General features: G+C 66.2%; 17 protein-coding genes. 11 read left to right on the top strand and 6 right to left on the bottom strand.

Annotated elements, in window-relative coordinates; all coding sequences use genetic code 11:
- Positions 1 to 16 precede the first annotated feature (16 nt).
- From Q0L57_RS15450 to Q0L57_RS15425, 6 genes are all read left to right on the top strand, one after another.
- Entirely contained in the window at positions 17 to 928 is a 912-nt protein-coding gene (locus Q0L57_RS15450; protein ID WP_296743983.1) for a sugar phosphate isomerase/epimerase, read from the top strand.
- 73 nt (positions 929 to 1,001) lie between these two features.
- Positions 1,002 to 2,036 carry an ABC transporter substrate-binding protein gene (locus Q0L57_RS15445; RefSeq protein ID WP_296743982.1) on the top strand — a complete coding sequence of 345 codons (1,035 nt, stop codon included), beginning with the start codon at positions 1,002 to 1,004 and terminating at the stop codon, positions 2,034 to 2,036.
- 124 nt (positions 2,037 to 2,160) lie between these two features.
- Complete coding sequence (locus tag Q0L57_RS15440) at positions 2,161 to 3,699, top strand: sugar ABC transporter ATP-binding protein (RefSeq protein ID WP_296744008.1); 1,539 nt, start codon at positions 2,161 to 2,163, stop codon at positions 3,697 to 3,699.
- A complete protein-coding gene (locus Q0L57_RS15435; RefSeq protein WP_296743980.1) occupies positions 3,696 to 4,682 on the top strand; it encodes an ABC transporter permease in 987 nt (328 codons plus the stop codon). Before Q0L57_RS15440 ends, Q0L57_RS15435 begins: the two co-directional genes overlap by 4 nt.
- A complete protein-coding gene (locus Q0L57_RS15430) occupies positions 4,679 to 5,665 on the top strand; it encodes an ABC transporter permease (protein WP_296743979.1) in 987 nt (328 codons plus the stop codon). Before Q0L57_RS15435 ends, Q0L57_RS15430 begins: the two co-directional genes overlap by 4 nt.
- A 90-nt stretch (positions 5,666 to 5,755) precedes the next feature.
- Entirely contained in the window at positions 5,756 to 6,478 is a 723-nt protein-coding gene (locus tag Q0L57_RS15425; protein WP_366940922.1) for a Crp/Fnr family transcriptional regulator, read from the top strand.
- A 12-nt stretch (positions 6,479 to 6,490) separates the two neighbouring features.
- Here the strand turns inward: Q0L57_RS15425 and Q0L57_RS15420 are convergent, their stop codons facing one another.
- The 4 genes from Q0L57_RS15420 to Q0L57_RS15405 are packed head-to-tail and all read right to left on the bottom strand — an operon-like array spanning position 6,491 to position 9,878.
- Positions 6,491 to 6,955: a hemerythrin domain-containing protein gene (locus tag Q0L57_RS15420; RefSeq protein WP_296743977.1), complete on the bottom strand. Its 465-nt coding sequence runs from the start codon at positions 6,953 to 6,955 to the stop codon at positions 6,491 to 6,493.
- A gap of 25 nt (positions 6,956 to 6,980) precedes the next feature.
- Positions 6,981 to 7,112, bottom strand: coding sequence for a cytochrome bd-I oxidase subunit CydX (gene cydX, locus Q0L57_RS15415; protein WP_296743976.1), 132 nt, complete (start codon positions 7,110 to 7,112; stop codon positions 6,981 to 6,983).
- Positions 7,113 to 7,132: 20 nt separating this feature from the next.
- Positions 7,133 to 8,287 carry a cytochrome d ubiquinol oxidase subunit II gene (cydB, locus tag Q0L57_RS15410; RefSeq protein WP_296743974.1) on the bottom strand — a complete coding sequence of 385 codons (1,155 nt, stop codon included), beginning with the start codon at positions 8,285 to 8,287 and terminating at the stop codon, positions 7,133 to 7,135.
- Positions 8,288 to 8,306: 19 nt separating this feature from the next.
- Positions 8,307 to 9,878: a cytochrome ubiquinol oxidase subunit I gene (locus Q0L57_RS15405; protein ID WP_296743972.1), complete on the bottom strand. Its 1,572-nt coding sequence runs from the start codon at positions 9,876 to 9,878 to the stop codon at positions 8,307 to 8,309.
- 101 nt (positions 9,879 to 9,979) lie between these two features.
- Here Q0L57_RS15405 and Q0L57_RS15400 point away from each other — a divergent pair, with 101 nt between their 5' ends.
- Both Q0L57_RS15400 and Q0L57_RS15395 read left to right on the top strand, forming a co-directional pair.
- Positions 9,980 to 11,581: an ATP-binding cassette domain-containing protein gene (locus Q0L57_RS15400; protein WP_296743971.1), complete on the top strand. Its 1,602-nt coding sequence runs from the start codon at positions 9,980 to 9,982 to the stop codon at positions 11,579 to 11,581.
- The gene (locus tag Q0L57_RS15395; RefSeq protein ID WP_296743969.1) at positions 11,578 to 13,161 is read left to right on the top strand and encodes an ATP-binding cassette domain-containing protein; all 1,584 of its coding nucleotides are present in this window, start codon (positions 11,578 to 11,580) and stop codon (positions 13,159 to 13,161) included. Before Q0L57_RS15400 ends, Q0L57_RS15395 begins: the two co-directional genes overlap by 4 nt.
- Here the strand turns inward: Q0L57_RS15395 and Q0L57_RS15390 are convergent, their stop codons facing one another.
- A complete protein-coding gene (locus Q0L57_RS15390; protein WP_296743967.1) occupies positions 13,162 to 14,655 on the bottom strand; it encodes an ATP-binding protein in 1,494 nt (497 codons plus the stop codon). It abuts the gene before it with no gap.
- Positions 14,656 to 14,872: 217 nt separating this feature from the next.
- Here Q0L57_RS15390 and Q0L57_RS15385 point away from each other — a divergent pair, with 217 nt between their 5' ends.
- Positions 14,873 to 15,127: a hypothetical protein gene (locus tag Q0L57_RS15385; protein ID WP_296743966.1), complete on the top strand. Its 255-nt coding sequence runs from the start codon at positions 14,873 to 14,875 to the stop codon at positions 15,125 to 15,127.
- A 35-nt stretch (positions 15,128 to 15,162) separates the two neighbouring features.
- On the opposite strand, the gene Q0L57_RS15380 is transcribed toward Q0L57_RS15385, so the two are convergent.
- Positions 15,163 to 15,648, bottom strand: coding sequence for a hypothetical protein (locus tag Q0L57_RS15380; protein WP_296743964.1), 486 nt, complete (start codon positions 15,646 to 15,648; stop codon positions 15,163 to 15,165).
- Positions 15,649 to 15,862: 214 nt separating this feature from the next.
- On the opposite strand from Q0L57_RS15380, the gene Q0L57_RS15375 reads away from it, so the two are divergent.
- Together Q0L57_RS15375 and Q0L57_RS15370 are read left to right on the top strand one after the other, a co-directional pair.
- Positions 15,863 to 16,231 carry a RidA family protein gene (locus tag Q0L57_RS15375; RefSeq protein WP_296744004.1) on the top strand — a complete coding sequence of 123 codons (369 nt, stop codon included), beginning with the start codon at positions 15,863 to 15,865 and terminating at the stop codon, positions 16,229 to 16,231.
- 26 nt (positions 16,232 to 16,257) lie between these two features.
- On the top strand, positions 16,258 to 17,484 hold the full coding sequence (locus Q0L57_RS15370; RefSeq protein WP_296743963.1) for an amidohydrolase/deacetylase family metallohydrolase: 1,227 nt from the start codon (positions 16,258 to 16,260) through the stop codon (positions 17,482 to 17,484).
- Positions 17,485 to 17,543: the final 59 nt, after the last annotated feature.

The following is a 17,543-nucleotide window of genomic DNA, read 5'->3' as shown; positions in this document are numbered from 1 at the left end:
GGACCTGGGAGGGAATATGAAGCTTGGACTGTTAACCGCACCGTTTCCGGATACGCCGCTCGGCGAAGTCGCCGACTGGGCGCGCTCGGTAGGCTTCGAGGCGTTGGAGATCGCTTGCTGGCCGAAGGCTTCCGGCGCCGCCCGCCGCTACGCCGGCACCAGCCATATCGACGTGGATATTTCGGCTGCTCAGGCAAAGGACATCGCCGGCGAACTTGCCGGCAAGGGCCTAACCATCTCAGGCCTCGGCTTCTACCCGAACCCGATGCATCCCGACCCGGCGCACCGCGAGGCGGTGATCGGCCATTTGAAGAAGGTGATCGTGCTGGCGAGCCGCATGGGCGTCTCGCTGGTCAACACCTTCTGCGGCGGCGACGCCTCGAAGAATATCGACGCCAACTGGGAAGATGCGCAGAAGGTCTGGCCGGCGATCATCGCCCATGCGCGCGAGCATGGCGTCAAGCTCGCCTTCGAAAATTGCCCGATGATCTTCAGCTATGACGAATGGCCCGGCGGGCACAACATCGCTTACTCGCCTTACATCTGGCGTCGCATCCTCGAGGCCTGGGGCGGCGATGTCGGCATGAACTTCGACCCTTCGCACCTCGTCTGGCAGATGATCGACAAGGAGCGCTTCATCCGCGAGTTCGGCCCGCACATGCTGCATGTGCACGCCAAGGACCTGATGATTGATCATGATGGTTTGTACGAGCGCGGAATCCTTTCCGCTGGCATAGGCTGGCAGGTGCCGCGCATGCCGGGGCTTGGGGATATCAACTGGAGCACCATCTTTTCCGGTCTTTACCGGGCCGGATATGACGGACCGGTCATCATCGAGCATGAAGACCGGCGGTTCGAGGGGAGTGACGAAAAGGTAAAGCGCGGCTTCCTGCTGGCTCGCGACGTGCTGCGCCCCTTCGTCAAATGACGAAAAGGCTTGGCTCCGATCGTTTCGGAGTCCTGGGACTGGAAGTAGAAAATCAATGTGGAGGAGTACTGAAATGAAAAAGCATCTGACCATGGCCTCGCTACTGGCGGGCGCCGCGCTGCTGGCTTCGGTGGGCGTATCGGCCGCCGCCGGCAAGTACACGATCGGCATTTCCAACACCGTGCAGGGCAACGGCTGGCGCGAGGAGATGATCTGCGCGATGAAGGCGCAGGCGCTCGCTTCCGGCGAAGTGACGAAGCTCAACATTGCCCACCGCAACACCGACGCGGCCGGACAACTGGAGGACATCCGCAACCTCATCAGCGCCAAGGTGAACGCCATCGTCGTCAACCCGGCCGACCCCGCCGGCATCAAGGCCGGCCTCGAGGAAGCGACCAAGGCCGGCATCGTCGTCGTCGCCGTCGATCAGGCGGTCACCGAGCCGTCCGCCTATATCATCTCCAACAACCAGGAAGAATATGCCTATCTCGGCGCCAAATGGCTGTTCCAGCAGATGGGCGGCAAGGGCGAGGTGTTCTACATGCGCGGCGCCGCCGGCGCTTCCGCCGACAGCGATCGCGACAAAGGCTTCAAGAAGGCGCTGGCCGAATTCCCCAACGTGAAGGTCGCGCAGGAGGTCTTCACCGGCTGGCAGCAGGACCAGGCCAAGCAGCAGATCCTCTCCTTCCTCGCCACCGGGACGCCGATCAACGGCATCTGGACCTCCGGCATCGACAACGTGATCGTCGACGCTCTGGTCGAGCAGCAGGCGCCGATGGTGCCGGTTGTGGGCGCCGACAATGCCGGCTTCGTCGGTCAGTTGAGCTCGGTCAAGGGTCTTGTCGGCGCGGCCGTGACCAACCCTGGCTCGATCGGTGGCGCGGGCATCACGCTGGCGCTGCAGATCCTCGACGGGAAGAAACCCGCGCAGCAGACCGTTCTGGTCCAGCCGCAGCTCTGGGAGAACGCCACCGACGCAGGCAAGGCCAAGCTGAAGTCCGTCGTCGATCCGACGCTCAGCCCCGAATGGCCCGTCTCGATCTCGATCCCGGACTGGACCACCTACACCAAGGAACAGATCGTCGCCTGCAAAGGCCCGGGCGAGTAACCTTCCAAACCGCACGGGTCTTGCGACAAAGCCCCTGCGGCTGGATCAAAATGAGGACGGCGAGTGTCCTGCTCGCCGTCCTCGACGCTTGATGCGAGAGCGCCCTGTTTTGACGAACAACGAATTGCCGAAAAGCCCATTGCTCGACGCCTCCGGCGTGGCCAAGAACTACGGCGCGGTTGCCGCGCTGCGTGACGCATCGCTGTCCGTGCTGCCTGGCGAAGTCCACGCCCTGATGGGCGCCAACGGCGCCGGCAAGTCGACGCTGGTAAAGATCCTGACGGGCGCCATTCGCGCCGACGCCGGCCGCATCCTGATCCGCGGCCAGGCACTTGACGTTCGTTCGCCCGCCGAAGCGCGCCGCGCCGGGCTGCTGCCAGTCTACCAGGAACCGGCGCTGATCCCCGATCTCGACGTGCTTTCCAACCTGCGGCTGACAGGCACGCCGGTCGAGCCGTTCCGCGCCTGGGTGCGTGAGCTCGGCATCCCCGACCTCGACATACGCGACACAGCGCGCGACATTCCGCTGGCCGTGCTGCGCGTGCTCGATCTCGCGCGTGCGCTCGCCGTCGAGCCTGACGTTCTCCTGCTCGACGAGATGACCGCCGCGCTGCCAGCCAATCTCGCCGAAAAGGTCCTGGAGGTCGTGCGCCGCCAAGGCGATGCCGGCCGCTCCGTCATCTTCATCTCGCACCGTTTCGTGGAGATTTCGGCGCTGTGCGACCGCGCCACGGTGCTGCGCGACGGCGCGACCGTCGGCGTCGTCGATATCGAGCCCGGCGTCGAGGAGAAGATCGTCGAGATGATGCTCGGCGCCCGCATCGAGAAGACCCGCGTTGCCGCGCACTCCGCAAGCCAGGCCTCCGCGACGAAAGACCTGCGCCCGCGGCTTTCGGTGCGCAACCTGCAACTCGGCACCAAGCTCAAGGATGTATCCTTCGATCTTGCCAATGGCGAGGTCGTCGGCGTCTTCGCGCTCGAAGGCCAGGGACAGGACGAGCTCTTTTCGACCCTTGCCGGCTCGATGCGGCCGGCCGGCGGCACGATCGAAGTCGACGGCCCGCCGGTGAAATTCTCGCATCCGAGCGACGCCATTCAAGCCGGCATCGCCTACGTGCCCGGCGACCGTACCGAGGCGCTCGCCATGCAGCGCTCAGTGCGCGAGAACATCGCGCTGCCCTTCAGCGCCGCGCTGCGCAATTGGGGGCCGATTCGGCTGCGCCAGGAGCGCACGGTGGTTTCCAGCGCCATTGCCCGGCTGCAGATCGACACGCGCGCGCAGGGCGAGGTGCAGCGCCTTTCCGGCGGCAACCAGCAGAAGGTGACGATCGCCCGCTGGATCGCCGCGGACGCCCGCACCATCCTGTGCTTCGACCCGACGCGCGGCATCGATGTCGGCACCAAGCAGGAGATCTACAAATTGCTGCGCGAGCTCGCCGGCCAGGGCAAATCGGTGCTGTTCTACACGTCCGAAATGGAGGAGGTGCAGCGTGTCTGCGATCGCGTCATCGTCATCTTCGGCGGCCGCGTCGTCGACACCTTCCCGGTCGAAGAGGCCGACGAGCCGGCGCTGATGCGGGCCGCTTACGGCTTGCCGCGTGGCGCCAAGGCGGATGTCGGTATCCTCGCGGATGTAAGATCGGACGCGGGGGCCGCGCCATGAGCCGTCTCTTCCGCAATCAGGGCTGGGTTGCCGGCCTGTTCGCCTTGCTGATCTTCCTGTTCGTCGTCACCAAGCTGATCCAGCCGGCCTATGGTAGTGGCGATTTTGGCTCGCTGGCGCGGGCGGTCCTGCCTTACGCCTTCGCCGTAGCCGCGCAGACCGTCGTGGTCATCGCCGGCGGCATCGACCTCTCGGTTGCCGCCATGATGGCGCTGACCAGCGTCACCGCCGCTTCGATGATGAATGGCGCTAGCGAAGAGTATGCGCTGTTCGTCGTGCCCTTCGTGCTCGCCATGGGCTTTGTGCTCGGCGCGCTGAACGGCATTCTCATTGTCGTCACGCGTGTGCCCGACATCGTAGTCACCCTGGCGATGCTGTTCGTGCTCCAGGGCGCCGCGCTTCTGGTGCTCGATGCGCCCGGCGGCGCCGCAGCCGAGTGGCTGAAGGCCAGCGTGGTCGGCACCGTGCCGATATCCGGCGTGCCGGACTGGATCGACGCCTGGATCCCCAAGGCCCTTGTGCTGCTCGTCGTCTGCATTTGCATCGTCTGGATACCGCTCCGGCGTTCGCGCCTCGGCCTTTCCATCTATGCCATTGGCAGCAACGAGCTTGCCGCCTTCCGCAGTGGCGTGCCGGTCGCGCGCACCCGGGTCATCGCCTATGCGCTATCGGGCCTGTTCGGCGCCATGGGCGGGCTGTCGCTCACCATCAGCACCGGCATCGGCGCGCCGATCCCCGGCCCTTATCTGCTTGCCAGCGTCGCGGCGGTGGTGCTTGGCGGCGTCGCGCTCGGCGGCGGCAAGGGCGGATTGCTCGGGCCGATCATCGCCGTCTTCGTGCTCAGGCTGGTGCGCACCGACCTCACGCTTCTGGCCATCGACCCCAACGTCACCGCCATCATCGAAGGCCTGATCATGGTCGCCGTGGTGATGTTCGGCGCCTTCATCACCATCAGGGGCCGTCCCGCGGGAGCAACGCCATGACCAGCATCGCGACCATACCCCAGCCGGTCTCCTTCGGTCGCCGCGTCAAGCGTTTCATGGCGGATCGGCCGCTGATTCCGCTGATCATATTGCTCATCATCCTGGTCGTCATCCTGCAGGTCCTGCGGCCCGGCATCGTCAATGAGCGCTGGCTCGCCAACACGGCGAAGTTCGCCATTCCGCTGGCGATCCTCGCCGGCTGCCAGACCATGACCATGCTGACGGGCGGCATCGACCTGTCGGTCGGCACGGTGGCGACGATGAGCGCCTTCATCATGGCGACCCAGATCGTCAACCAGGATCCGACGGTTGCCTTCCTGCTGGCGATGCTGCCCGCAGTGCTGATAGGCCTAGTCAACGGCGTCGGCGTCGGCGTTTTCCGGGTGCACCCATTGATCATGACGCTCGGCACGAGCCTGATCGGCACGGGCTTCCTGCAGGTCTACCAGCGCACCGTGATCGCCTCAGGCGCAAAGATACCGGATTTCCTCAACTGGCTGGGCACCGGCGTGACCTACGGGTTTCCAAACGCGCTGCTGTTGTTCGTGCCTGTGGCGCTGCTGATCGTCTTTACCCTGAACCGCACCGGCTTCGGCCGCCTGCTCTACGCCGTCGGCGACAACGAACGCGCCGCGCGGCTGTCCGGCGTCCGCTACTGGCAGGTGATCGTGGCGCTCTACGTCATCTCCAGCCTGCTCGCCGGCATCACCGGCCTGCTCTATATCGGCCTGATCAAGGCGCCGTCGCTGTCGCTCGCCGAGCCGCTCGTGCTGCCCTCGGTGGCAGCGGCCGTGATCGGCGGCACGTCGATCTTCGGCGGCCGCGGCGGCTATACCGGCACCATCATCGGCGCGCTTATCCTCACCGTGCTGACGACTTTGCTCACCATTCTGCAGATGCCCGAAGGCGGCCGCCGCATCCTCTTCGGCCTGATCGTGCTCTTCGTGACCGCCGCCTATTTGAGAATCGTGGAAGACAGGTAGCGGCAACTCTTGGAGGAAAGCGCGCTGCGACGCCAGCGCGCCCTGCCATCGGTTGCCGCTGGGAGCGTGCAACACTATAGGTGTTGCATCGTGCGCGAAGACATTCACACGAAAGGCATCCCGGTCCTCTGCGCCTCATGCGAGGCGCGGCACCGTGGCATATGCGGCGCGCTCAACCCCGACCAACTCCTGACCCTCGCCAAATCAACGAAGCGGCACAAGGCCGAAACCGGCAAGGAACTGGTGAGCGACGCAGGAAACGTCGAACGCTTCTCGAACGTGCTTTCGGGCGTCGTGAAGCTCACCAAGACGCTCTCCGACGGGCGCCAGCAGATCGTCGGGCTTCAGTTCGCACCGGATTTCATTGGCCGGCCGTTCCAGAGCGAAAGCACGTTGACGGCCGAGGCCGCGACCGATGTCGAACTGTGCTCGTTCCCGCGCAAGGCGCTGGAACGGATGATGAAGGAGCAACCGGACCTCGAACATCGCCTGCTCGAGCAGAAGCTGCGCGAGCTCGACCAGGCCCGCGACTGGATGGTGGCGCTCGGCCGCAAGACCGCCGCGGAGAAGATCGCGAGCTTCCTGCTGATGATAGCGCGCAACATCGACCCAACCGCTGGGCCGGAACAGCGCGGCGCCTGCTTCGACCTGCCGCTGTCGCGCGCCGAGATCGCTGACTTTCTCGGGCTTACCGTGGAGACGGTGAGCCGACAGTTGACTCGCCTGCGCGGGGAGAAGGTGATCCGCATCGAGAACAACCGCCACGTCATCGTCGACGACATCGGGCGGCTGACGGCGCGGTCCGGAGACTGACCCCCCACCTCCTCAGGGATCCTTCCTCGAATCGTCCTCGCGTAGGCCGAGGACCACGGGCAGCACATGGTCATGCTCGAAGGCGATGTGGCGGCGCATCGATTCGAACAAGGCGCGCAGCATGTAGCCGAAGGCCTCTGGGTTCTCGATTGGTTGTCCGTGACCGTGAGCGAGCAGCACCTCGCTGAGGTCCGCCGCCGCGCTGTCGTCCTCCAGGTGCTCGAGTTTCAGCCGCTCGACGATGTCGCTCCCGTCCTCCCGGCGCAGGAAGGCCGGAAAGACCAATTCCTCCTCGAAGCGATGGCAGCCGCGCAGCAGCGGCAGCAGGCCACCGGCCACCGCCAGGCACTGCAGGCGGTCGGTCCGCGGCAGATTGTCGGCGATGGCTTCGAGCATGTCGCAGAGCGCAAGCTTCTGCGCATGCGCCCGCTCCATGTCGGCCAGGCTGCTGAACGGCCCTTGGCGCGCGCCCGTCATGACGGCCCTCTTGCCTCGCGGACCGTCACGGAGTGGGCAGGGCGACCGTGTCCTCGGCGGGCTCCTCGCGCACGGTGCGCAGCTCGTACCAGAGCGCATTGAGGATGCCGACGGAGGTGGCCAGTCCCAGGCCGAGGATCCAGGCGAAATACCACATGGTCAGAACTCCCGTTTGAATCAGTATGCGGACGAGCCGGCCTTTTCGATGCCCTTCTCGCCGACCTTGCCCCACAGCACGCTGTAGACCCAGGCGGTGTAGGCGAGGATCAGCGGCAAGAAGATCACCGTGGCGATCAGCATGTTGCGCAGCGTCGCGCGGCTCGACGAGGCGTCGAAGACCGCCAGCGAATGGCCGGGGTTGCTGCTCGACGGCAAGAGGATGGGGAACATGGCGAGCCCCACCGTGGCGATGATCATTGCCACGCCGAGCTTCGAGGCGATGAAGGTCCAGCCTTCGAGCCCGGCGCGAAAGCCGATTGCGGCAAGCAGCGGCGCCGCGACGCACAGCGCCGGCACGATCCACAGCAGCGGATGGGCATGGAAGTTGGCAAGCCACGCGCCGCCATCGGCCACGACAGTCTTGAGGAGCGGATTGGACGGCCCGTCCCAGACGATCGGCGAGGTCACGCGGTAGCCGCCGAGCAGGCCGAGCCAGACCAGAACGCCGCCGCCGGCGAAGAGCACCGCCGTGATGACCGCCGATCGTGCGCCAACCGCCCGCGCGCGGTCGGCGACGGTGCCTTCCGCCTTGAAGCTCAGCCACGCCGCGCCGTGGGTCACCAGCATCGCGAGCGAGACCAGGCCGCAGTAGAGCGCGAGCGGGTTGAGCAGGCCGAAGAGGCTGCCTTCGTAGACAGGGCGCAGGTCCGGCGTGAGGTGGAACGGCACGCCCTGCAGCGTGTTGCCGACGGCAACGCCGAAGATCAGCGCCGGCACCGCCCCGCCGATGAACAGCGCCCAGTCCCAGCGCGTGCGCCAGGCCGGATCCGGCCGCTTCGAACGGTACTTGAAGGCCACCGGGCGCAGGATCAGCGCCAGGAGCACCAGGAACATGGCGAGATAGAAGCCTGAGAAGCTCAGCGCGTATAGCGCAGGCCACGCGGCGAAGATGGACCCGCCGCCGAGGATGAACCAAACCTGGTTGCCCTCCCAGACCGGACCAATGGTGTTGATCGCCACGCGACGTTCGGCATCGGTCTTGGCGACGAAGGGCAGCAGCACGCCGATGCCCATGTCGAAACCGTCTGTGGCGGCAAAGCCGATCAGTAGGACGCCGAGCAGGATCCACCAGATCACGCGCAGCGTTTGATAGTCGAAGAGAAAGTCGATCATCGTCTTGATCCTTTGCGCGTCATTCGGCGGGTTGCATTGCGAGGTCTGCGTTCGGGCGCAGGCCGTCGATCACGCTGGCGACCTCCGGCCCCTTGCGGATGGCGGCTAGCATCAGCCTGACCTCGATGACGGCGAGCACGCCATAGACGAGCGTGAAGCCGGCGATGGTGAGCAGGAGATCGGTGACGCCGAGCTCCGACGTGGCGAGGAAGGTCGGCAGCACGCCGTCGATGATCCAGGGCTGGCGGCCAAACTCCGCCACGAACCAGCCGACCTCGATGGCGATCCAGGGCAGCGGCATGGCGAGCAGCGCGGCGCGGAACAGCCAGCGCGGCGCCTCGTTCTCCCGGCTCGTGTGCCACAGCGAAACCGCGAACACCGCGGCGAGCACGAAGCCGCAGGCCACCATCAGCCGGAAGCCGAAGAAGAGCAGCGGCACGTAGGGCACCGTCGACCAGGCGGCGTCCTTGATCTGCTGCTCGCTGGCCTGCCTGGGGTCGGGCACGTACTGCTTGAGCAGCAGCGCATAGCCGAGATCCTTGGAGCTGGCGTCGAAGACCGCACGGGCGGCGGTGTCGTTGCGGTCCGCTTTGATCTTCTCCAGCGCGTCGTAGGCGACGGTGCCGTTGCGGATACGGGCTTCGGCATGGGCGACGAGTTCGTCGATGCCGGCGATCTGCTTATCGACCGAACGCGTGCCGATGAGGCCCATCACCCACGGGATGCGGATGGCGAAATGTGTCTCGCGGTCTCGCTGGCTCGGAATGCCGAACGCCGTGAACGACGCCGGCGCCGGTTCCGTCTCCCACATGGCCTCGATGGCCGCGAGCTTCATCTTTTGGTTGTCGGTGAGCGCATAGCCGCTCTCGTCGCCAAGCACGATCACCGAAAGCGCCGAGGCCATGCCAAAGGCCGAAGCGATGACGAATGAGCGCTTGGCGAGCTCGACATGGCGTCCGCGCAGCAGATACCAGGCTGAGACGCCGAGCACGAAGGTGGCGGCGCAGACATAGCCGGCCGACACGGTGTGCACGAACTTCGCCTGCGCGACAGGGTTGAAGATCACGGCAATGAAGTCGGTGACTTCCATTCGCATCGTGTCAGGATTGAAAGCCGCGCCGACAGGGTTCTGCATCCAGCCATTGGCGATCAGGATCCACAGCGCGGAGAAATTGGTGCCGAGCGCCATCAGCCAGGTCACGGTCATATGCGCGCGGGGCGATAGCCTGTCCCAGCCGAAGAAAAACAGCCCGACAAATGTCGCTTCGAGGAAGAAGGCCATCAGGCCCTCGATGGCCAAGGGCGCCCCGAAGACATCGCCGACATAATGCGAGTAGTAGGCCCAGTTCATGCCGAACTGGAATTCCATGGTGATGCCGGTGGCGACGCCGATGGCGAAGTTGATGCCGAACAGCACGCCCCAGAACTTCGTCATGTCGCGCCAGATGGTACGGCGGGTCATCACATAAACGGTCTCCATCATGGCGAGCAGGATGGAGAGGCCGAGCGTCAGCGGAACGAAGAGGAAGTGGTAGAGGGCCGTCAGCGCGAACTGCAGCCGGGATAGGTCGACGAGAAGGGGATCGGGCATGGGAGCATCCTTTTCTGGATGCCGCACCGTAGCGCCCCACGAACGCGCGCGAGTTGATCTGGATCAATTCCTTTCACTTCAGTGCGTGCGAGAACAGGCCCATGAAATCCCCAGCAGCTCCCGCGCAAGGTCCTTATCCCGCCGCTCCTGCTTCCGGTCCGTTCGAGACGCTTGCGACGGCACGGTGCCAGGCCAAGGGCGGGCTGCGTCTCCTGCTTGGGTTGCAAATCGCACGCGCCGCCTTGCGGCTCAGCTTCGCTGGAACGGCAGCCATGGCGATGGGGCGGCTGGTGATGGGTGAAACTGTCGATCCCTGGCTTGTGGCGGCGACGATTGCGCTCCTTTCGCTTGCCTGCCTTGCGGGCCTTGCCGTCGACAGCGCCCAGGCTTCCACCGAGACGGCCGTGTCGATGGGCCTGCGCGAACGCGCGGGCAAGCGACTGAACGAAATGCCGGCGCGTCAGCTGCAATCGCTCTCGATCGGCAGCGTCATCGTCTTGATGCAGCGCCATCCGGAGGCGGTTGCGGCGCTCGTCGTTGGGCACCGCGCGGCCAGCGCTATGATGGCGGCCGGGCCTTTGCTCGCCTCGGCAACCCTGTTCCTCGTCTCCTGGCAGGCTGCGCTGCTCGTCATCTGCCTGACGCCCGTGATGATTCTGTTCTTCGCCCTGGTAGGCGATGCCATCCGCCAGCGCGCCGATGCCCAGGAGCGCGCCTTCGGCCGGCTGGCGGGGCAGTTCGCCGACCGCATCCGCACCCTGCCGACCATTCTCGCCAACCATGCGGCGGCCTCGGAAGAGGCTAAGCTGGCGCGGCGCCTTGAAGCCTATGCAGGCAACACCATGGGCGTGCTGCGCATCGCCTTCGTGAACGCAGGCATCATCGACTTCTTCGCATCTTTGTCGATCGCGATCCTGGCCGTCTTCCTCGGCCTCGGTCACCTGAAGCTCGCGATGATCCCCGGCTTCTCCAATCTCGAGCTGGGGCAGAGCCTGTTCATTCTGATGATCGCGCCCGAATATTTCGCGCCCTTCCGGCGCTTTTCGGAGCAGTACCATGCCAAGGCCGAGGGGCTGGCGGCGGCAGCGGCGCTGGATCGGCTGCTCAACGCCGAACCGGTTCCACCGAATGCATTGCCTGTGCTCGACCGTCTGCGCGTGGTTCTGCCGCAGACTGGCCTTGTCGCGGTCGTCGGTCCCAGCGGATCGGGCAAGTCGACCTTGCTGCACCGCCTCGCCGGCCTCGAACCGGGTGGCGCGCCTGCCGCCGATGGTCATGGGATCGCCTGGGTCTCGACGGACAGCTACGTGCCGGAAGGCACGCTGGGCGAGGCCATTGGCTGGAACGCCGGCGCCGTCGCGGGCGACCAACTGGAAGACGCCGCCCGCGCGATCGGCCTGCTCGACGATGCGCTGCTGCCGGGCGGCCTCGAGACAAGGCTCGACAAGGGCGGCGCCAATCTGTCCGGCGGTCAGCGGCTGCGCATCGCGGTCGCCCGCGCGATGCTCTCCGGGCGCAGGGTGCTCGCCGACGAACCGACCGCAAAACTCGACAGCGACACAGCGCAAGCAGTGCGCGACGTTCTGACGGCGCTGTCGCGGACGCGGCTCGTCTTGGTCGCAACGCATGACCGCGATCTCGCCGCGGCCGCCGACCTGGTCGTCGATCTCACCCGTAATGACGCTATCGAGGTGGCGGCATGAGCACCGGGCTTCAAACATCGGGCCGGAAGTCGTGGCGATTGGCGACGGGCTTTGCCTTTGCCGCCCTCGCCTGTGCCCTATTGCTGGGGGGCGTTTCCGCCTGGTTGCTCGGATCGGTGGCCATCGCCGGGCTTTCCGCCGCCGCCTTCACCTTCAACTTCCACATCCCGGCGGCGCTGGTCAGGCTGTTCGCTGTCGGCCGCACGGCTGCCCGCTATGGCGAGCGCCTGACCGGCCATAAGGCGGCGCTGGCCGATCAGGTCACACACCGCATCGAGCTCTTTTCCGCCATGGCCGCGGCGCCCGCGGTGCGCCGGGCAGGATGGCAGCTTGGCGACGACGCCCGCCTCGCCGACTATCTCGACGATGTCGAGGACCTCGACTACGCCCGGCTGCGCGCCGGCCTGCCGTCGGTGACCCTGGCCTGCGGGCTTGCCGTCCTCATCGCGGCGTCAGCGGTCCTCGCACCGCTCTCACTCATACCGATCATTGTCTTGCTGCTTGCCATCCTGTTCGCGGGGAACCGGGTGGCCAAGGCTGGCGCCATGGCATGGGAGCGGACCAGGTCGCTGCGTCGCGGGGGCGCGAGCCGGCTTGGCGCGGCCATGGCGTCAGCTGTTCCACTCAAGGCCGAAAACGCCTGGAACCGTGAGTGCGCCGAAGCGCTTGCCGCGCTCTCGCAAGCAGACGTCGAATTGCTTGCGCTCCACCGGTTGCAGGCCCGGCTGGACATGATCGCCGCGGCCCTCGGCCCGATTGCCGGCATCAGCGTGATGGCGGCGGCTTGGCATGCGGGCCTGCAAGGGTCGGACCTGCTTCTGCCCATGCTGCTTGCCTTCTCGTGGCTGGCACTGGGCGAAACGCTGAACGGCATCTCGCGCATCCTGGTCGCCGTGCTTCGCCGCAACGCGGCGCACACCGAGATCGGCCATTGGACGCAGGCTGCCTCGGCGGACCGGCAAACGCCTTCGACAGAGTCGCATTCGCTGCGCCACAACGGACTGCAGCGCCGCGCACCCGATGGCCGGGCCATAGGCGCGTCGGTCGCACTCCTCCTCGAAAGCGGTGAGCCGACCGTGCTTGTTGGGACAAGCGGCTCTGGCAAGACCAGCCTGCTCAAGCAGATCGCCGGCTGGACTGGCGACGACGCCTTTGCCGCTGGCGACCGCATCCTGGCTGCCGGGGATCGGCTAGCGCTTTCCATGCTCGTCCTGCACGACGCGGTCATCCTCGAGGACACCGTCCGCGCCAACCTGTTTGCCAGCGACGTCTCGGATGCCGCGCTGTGGCGTGCGCTCGAAACCGTCGAGATGGACAGCCGCATCCGCGAGGCTGGCGGCCTCGATGCCTGGATCAGGCAGGATCGGTTCTCGCTGGGCGAAGTGCAGCGCATCAATCTGGCGCGCGCCTGGCTGTCTTCCAAGCCGCTCGTGCTGCTCGACGAGCCGACCGAGCACCTCGACGTCGAGCAGGGCGAGCGCATCCTCGAACGGCTGCTCGCCCGCTTGAGCGACCGTATCGTCGTGATTTCCAGTCACCGCGCATCGCCGCTTCGCGACGCCCGCGCCATCGAGCTGTGATCAGGCGGCCGAGCTGTCCTGCTCCCCGGCATCGGGATTGCCGGGAGCCGTCGCCCAGGCAAGCTCGACCAGGGTCACCGTCCGCCGGCCCGTCCCATCGACCTGGCAGACGATCAGGCCCTGCTCCTCGATATAGTCGAGCAGCCGGCGCGCGCGGCGCAGCGAATGCGAGCCATAGGCGCGGGCGATGGCCGCGTCGCTCGGACAGGGCCAGCCCTCTTTCGCCGCCCGGGCGAGCATCATGAACACGCCCTGCATGTCCTCAGGCAGCAGCGAGGCGCGCACCGAGACGTCCCGCCAGGCATCGTCCTCGGCCATTTCGGAACCGACGCCGGCGCGGGCGCGCGTCAGCATGCGGCGGAATTCGGAAAGATCGGGCACGACCGATGCCAGCCCCTCGATCCGGCAACGGACCACGAATTCCTGGTAGAGAACCCCGATGACGCGAAACCCCGCGTCGGGCTCGGCAAGGATGGCGCCGAGTATGCGGTCCATCCGCTCGCGCCGCTCGGCGAGATCCTCCGCGCTTGGCTGCGGCTCCGCCGGCTCGGGACGGATCTCCAGCGGCGCGGCCTTTGCCGCCATCAGTTGGTCGAGCAGGTCCGGCGACGGCCGGCGCTGCGGCCGGACCGTCTCCGGCGGCGGCGCCGCCAGGATGACGGCACGCGCGTCCTCCAGTGCCGCCTCCGGCAGCGGCATCAGCCGTGGCGTGCCGTTGCGGGGGCTGGTTTCTGTCCGGCCGATGCGCACGCCGAGCGGACGGCGCGACAACGCCGGACCAAGCGCCATGAAGTGCCCGCGTTCCAGGTCGCGGAAGGCCTCGGCCTGCCGCCGCTCCATGCCAAGCAGGTCGGCGGCGCGCGCCATGTCGATGTCGAGGAAGGTCCGGCCCATCAGGAAGTTGGAGGCTTCCGCCGCGACGTTCTTGGCGAGCTTCGCCAGGCGCTGCGTGGCGATGATGCCGGCAAGCCCGCGTTTGCGGCCGCGGCACATAAGGTTGGTCATGGCGCCCAGCGACAGCTTGCGCGCCTCGTCCGAGACCTCGCCGGCGACGGCGGGGGCGAAGAGTTGCGCCTCGTCCACCACCACCAGCATCGGGTACCAATGGTCGCGCGCGGCTTCGAACAGGCCGCCGAGAAAGGCGGCCGCGCGCCGCATCTGGTTCTCGGCATCAAGCCCCTCGAGGTTGAGCACCGTCGAGACACGGTGGATGCGCGCCCGCTCGCCAGCCGCCTGCAGGCCCCGCTCGGTATGCTCCTCGGCATCGATCACCAGATGGCCGTAGCGCTCGCCGAGCGAGACGAAGTCGCCTTCAGGGTCGACGATGGTCTGCTGCACCCAGGGCGCGCTCTGTTCGAGCAAACGGCGCAAAAGATGCGACTTGCCGGAACCCGAATTGCCCTGCACCAGCAGGCGGGTCGCCAGCAATTCCTCAAGGTCGAGCGTTGCCGACGCGCCCGCCGTCGTCTGCCCCATCTCGATTGCAACCGTCATGTTTCGACTCGGATCGTCTCCCTGCGCGGGAGCGGGCTTACCAGCCTGACGGCGGTGCGTCGAGCGCACGATGACCAGTCGACCAGTGTTCCACATCTAAGGGCAAGTGGCGACAGGCTTTCACTGGTGAAGATTCTCGGACCACAATTCCACTGGCGCAATCCGGTCATTGGCGTATCATCCCTTCAAGGGAGGGTTCATGGCAGGAGGAGTGCCAATGAACGTCGCTGCGGAAGCGCCCGCTATCGACCTGACGGCGCAAGATATTGTTTCGTCCGTGCTTTCAAGATTTCGCGCCGGTGACACCGTGTCTACCCGCGCAATGCTCGATGCCATCCGCCGGTCTGACCCGGCTTGCGATGATACCGACGACCACCTGGTCGAACTGATCGTCATGGAAGCCGTGGGCAAGACGATGGGCGTCGTGTTCGACCACCGCTCGCCCGACGAGCGGCTGCCGCAGTTGTTCTAAGCAGCCTGCCGTTCGCACCGCGGACGGCGGGGGCCTCAGCTTCCCAGCGGATAAGGCATGTAGCCGACAAAGCCGGCGATCTTCCAGCGGCTGCCGACCTTGCGGCAGAAGTAGAGCGTCTGCCATTTGAGCCTGTCGACGCTGCCGTCCGCCTTGGCCACGGACCCGTCGAACTTCTTGTGCAGGACAGCACGGTCGCCGTCGACATCGATGTCGCGCAGGTTGGTGACACGAAACAGGGCTTCGCGCAGCGGCTCGGCAAATTTGGTCGCCGCGGTCTCCCTGGCTTGCCGCAGCCATTCGTCGCGATAGATTTCCAGCCTTGGAAACTGCAGGCGCCAGGCGTCGGCATTGCTGAGGAAATGGGCGTGCATGCCGAAGAAGCTCTCGGCGATGAAATCGTCCTCGACCATCGACCAGTCCTGGCCGATGAAGGCGTCGATGTCGCGCCGCACCAGCATTTCCCACAGCGCATGGCGGTCGGCATCGCCTTCCGGAAACGGGTTCCTGTCGAAGGTCATGCTGGATCTCCCCTCTCCTCGAGCGCGCCGCTTGTCGGCGATCGCATGTCTGTTTGCCGAAATGGCGCGAGGCGGCAGGATGCTCAGGCTTCTGTAATAAAGCAACATGGTTTCTCCAAAAAATGTTGCTTTCCAACAGGACCTCTAGGAGGATCACGCCGGCAGGCGTAGGCGGCCATAAGCACCGTCGCGCGACGTAGAAAACAAGGAGGCCATCTTGCCCAAGCAATGTTTCGGAAAATCGCATGTCCCGCTCTCGCCCGCCGTGCGGGCTGGCGATTTCGTCTATGTCTCCGGCCAGGTCCCGGTGGGAAGCGACGGACAGGTGGTCAAGGGCGGCATCGCCGACCAGGCCGAGCAGGTGCTGCAGAACGTCAAGGCGGCGCTGGCTCTGGCCGGCTGCACCATGGACGACGTGGTGAAGACGACCGTCTGGCTCGAGGACGCCCGCGACTTCGGCACCTTCAACACCGTCTACGCCAAACACTTCCCGAAGGATCCGCCGGCGCGCACCACCGTCGAATCGCGGCTGATGATCGACATCAAGATCGAGATCGAAGCCGTCGCCTACAGGCCGGTCTGAAAGCGAGCGCAGCAAGGAGGGTGCCGATGCAGTTCGATCTCCTGATCAAGGGCGGACGCGTGATCGATCCCGCGTCCGGGCTCGACGCGCCACGCGATGTCGCCCTTGCCGACGGCCGCGTCGCCGCGATCGAAGCGGCGATCGATGCCGAGCATGCCCGTCAGGTCGTCGATGCCAGGGACTGCATCGTCACCCCCGGCCTGGTCGACCTGCATAGCCATGTCTATTGGGGCGGCACCTCGCTTGGCGTCGACGCCGACAGGCTTGCCGCCAAGAGCGGCACCACCACCTTCATCGACGCCGGCAGCGCCGGCGCCGGCAATTTCCTCGGCTTTCGCCGCCATGTCATCGAGCGCTCGAAGGTCCGCATCCTCGCCTACGTCAACATCTCCTTCGCCGGCATCTTCGGCTTCTCCAACACGGTGTCGGTCGGCGAATGCAGCGACCTGCGGCTCTGCGAGCCGCGCGAGACGGTGGCCGCGGTGCGCGAGCATGCCGATGTCGTCGTCGGTGTCAAGATGCGCTCCGGCAAGCATGCCGGCGGCGCGAGCGGCGTCGCCCCGGTCGATCTGGCGCTCGAAGCCGCGGACAAGGCCGACCTGCCGCTGATGACCCATATCGACGAGCCGCCGCCCGGCCGCTCGGAGGTCCTGCCCCGGCTGCGCCGCGGCGACATCCTCACCCACTGCTTCCGCCCCTTCCCCAATGCACCGGTCTTCGCCTCGGGCGCGGTGCGTCCGGATATGCGGCTGGCGCGCGAGCGCGGCGTCATCTTCGACATCGGCCACGGCATGGGCTCCTTCGACTTCGAGGTAGCGAAGGCGATGCTGGCCGAGGGCCTTGCGCCGGACGTCATCTCCAGCGACGTGCATCTCTATTGCGTCGACGGCCCGGCCTTCGACATATTGGTCTGCATGTCGAAGCTCATGGCACTCGGCATGCCATTGGTCGAAGTGCTGCGCGCGGTGACCGTGAACCCCGCGCAGGCGATTGCCCGGCCCGAACTGGGCATGCTGAAGGTCGGTGGCATCGGCGATGTCGCGGTGCTGCGGCAACAGCCGGGCCGCTTCACCTTCGTCGACGCGGTCGGCGCCTCACTGGTTGCCGACCAGCGGCTGGTCTCCAACGGCATCGTCATCGGCGGAAGATGGTGGCCGAACGATGCGCCCGACCACAACGAGACGGAGCGCTTCGAGGCGCATGCGCATCATACGCATGTCGATGTGGCGGCCAGGCATTTTGGGCGGATCTGATCTCCCCCCCTCGAGGGGGAGATGTCGCCGAAGGCGACAGAGGGGGTCGCCTCGCGTGA

Origin of the sequence: Mesorhizobium sp. (assembly GCF_024509055.1) — a bacterium.
GTDB lineage: Bacteria > Pseudomonadota > Alphaproteobacteria > Rhizobiales > Rhizobiaceae > Mesorhizobium.
This window is presented reverse-complemented; position numbering and strand designations above follow the sequence as displayed.